The organism is Enterobacter sp. CM29 (assembly GCF_013179605.1).
GTDB classification, from domain to species: Bacteria; Pseudomonadota; Gammaproteobacteria; order Enterobacterales; family Enterobacteriaceae; genus Enterobacter; species Enterobacter intestinihominis.
The window spans coordinates 1-2,192 of record NZ_JABMCU010000322.1; the positions used below are offsets into that span (position 1 = coordinate 1).

At 55.7% G+C, this 2,192-nt stretch carries 2 protein-coding genes; both read right to left on the bottom strand.

Annotated elements, in window-relative coordinates; all coding sequences use genetic code 11:
- On the bottom strand, positions 1-678 hold a 678-nt coding region (locus HP459_RS22560; RefSeq protein WP_253939676.1), incomplete at its 3' end, for a phage head morphogenesis protein.
- Positions 632-2,092, bottom strand: coding sequence for a DUF1073 domain-containing protein (locus HP459_RS22565; protein WP_171936888.1), 1,461 nt, complete (start codon positions 2,090-2,092; stop codon positions 632-634). The genes HP459_RS22565 and HP459_RS22560, both read right to left, overlap by 47 nt.
- Between the last annotated feature and the right edge of the window lie 100 nt (positions 2,093-2,192).

The window sequence follows — 2,192 nt, forward strand, 5'->3', positions numbered from 1 at the left end:
CTGCTCGGTCTGAGCGATGTTCTTCGCCTTCGACATCGATACATCGAGGCGTTTGCTGATGACGCTGGCCGTCTCTCGAGGATTCACCCCGCGCGCTACTGCATCGGTGATGATATTGGTCAGATCGCCGCGGGCTGTATCGCTGATGACCTTCCAGTCACTGAACGTTGTCAGTCTTGCCGCCGCTATCTGGTTCAGGTAGCCGAGGCTACTTAAGAGCTGCTGTAGCGTTGTCTGACTGGCGTATACCTGCGACTGCACCGACAGGTTGGTGAAGCCGTTTAGCGTGCCGCGGTCATATTCCGCAATGACGTAGTCCATCGCCCATAGGTTCTGGCTGCCGCCTTCAAGAAGCTCATCATCAAGAATCGACTGCACTACCTGCAGCAGGTCGGCCAGTTCAGCAGCTGTCATGTCATAGATGAACTTACCGGCATTGACCTGATACAGCGAAGGCTCTGCGCCATCGCTGTTGCACATCATCCATGACCGCTGCGCGTTCGCCTCTCGCTGCTGTCCTGTCAGCCTTTGGTCAAAGAGTGCCTTTAGCCTGCGCTTAATGTTCAGATACCGGCCTTCGATATCATTGAACATCCGGCTGACCTGTCGCGAGGACTGCGTAGGGTCAGCTTTATTGCGCGGTACGATTGGCGTCCCGATTCTGGTTTGCGCTGTCATCATCATCTGTCAGCGGATCCTTATCGGTTTGCTTTACATCAGGGTTAGGGGTCTTGACGACCTTGCGAGGCTCCAGCTCACCAACCGCGCGGATTTCGTTTTCATCCACTGCCGGTGTGCCGTATGCCTGCTGGGTATCTTTCGCTACTGCGGCCATTGCCTGCATGTTGGCAATCTTCTCTTTCTCGCTCGGCGCGAGCAGATCTGACCATGCCAGCGTGACCTCTCCGGATGATGGTGGGTCAATGACTCCAACCGTCCAGAATCGCTCAAGCACGCTCTCAATCACCGCCGACTGGAATCCCCAGCGACGGCCGTTACAGCGCTTCGCCCAGTCCGTTTTGTCTTCGTCGGAAGCAAGTCGCCCCGTCTGCTGACCAAACAAGATGGTGAACGGACACTGAATCGAAGATGCAAACTCGTTGGCGGCCACTGTCCATGTAGGAGATGGATCGGCTGCTGCTACGGAAAGCACCGACGGCGTGCCGGCCTGCATTACCAGGGCGGCATCAGTGCCACGGTTCATCTTGGAGACTTTGTCGTTAAGCGCCTCGCCAAGGTCTTTGTAGCCAGCGTCTGTGGCTGCCTTTGTCAGGTTCGCAATGTTGGTTTCTTTGTCGAACGCAATCCCAAGTTGACGACTGGCGTTCTTCAGGAACCCTTCGGCACTACCGCCCGATACCTTTTCAAGGTCGAGCAGTTTGTTGTAGCCAGCGCGCAGGAAAGGCACGCCGGAGAGCATGTTTTCGTCTTCAGAGCCTTCGCAGAGAATGATGATCCTCTCGGGGTGTACGGTAACGCCGCGCACCGGGCCATACGTACCATCATCGCCTACGGGCTGCTCGTTAAAGTTGTACGAAACTGGCTGGCCGTACGTTTCTGAAAGTGTGTCTGTGTCGAAGTTACCCGGCTTGACCTGTGATTCCCACGCTGGGATCAGCTTAACGATGGGTCCGTTACCGATATTCCTCAGAGATTTCACCTTCGCTCGGTCTACCGGCTCGTGCCATTCCCTGCCGTCCCGGAACTGAATGAGCAATGCCGAGTACCGGCCAACGAGATTACGGCGATCCGCATCCTTAATTTTCGGCCAGTGCTTCTTCAGTAGTTTTGTGACTGACTTTTCCCAGTCCGTTGTCTCCGTTGACTCTTTGCCGTCGTCGCCGTCGATGATCGTCGGGTTATCAGCCCAGCATGAATCGAGAAGCTTATGCACGGCGGCAAACGCCACCGCGTTGCGCTCATAGGCCCGGTAGTAGCGGTCGAATTCGAGGCTGTTTGGGTAGCCGAACTCATCCCACAACTTAGTGCGTTTGGTGTTTCCCGGCTGGCCCGCGTACATCATGCGCTGCCGCCCGAGAACATCAGCAAGGGCATTAACGAGGAACTGCTCCCCGGTGCTTAATTCACTCACTGATGAGCTCCTTAGAAGAATACTGCGCCGACCTGCTTATGGTTGTTCTTCGCTACTGCAAAGTAGCGGAAGCTGTCAGCACCGTGTGATGTGAAGTCAT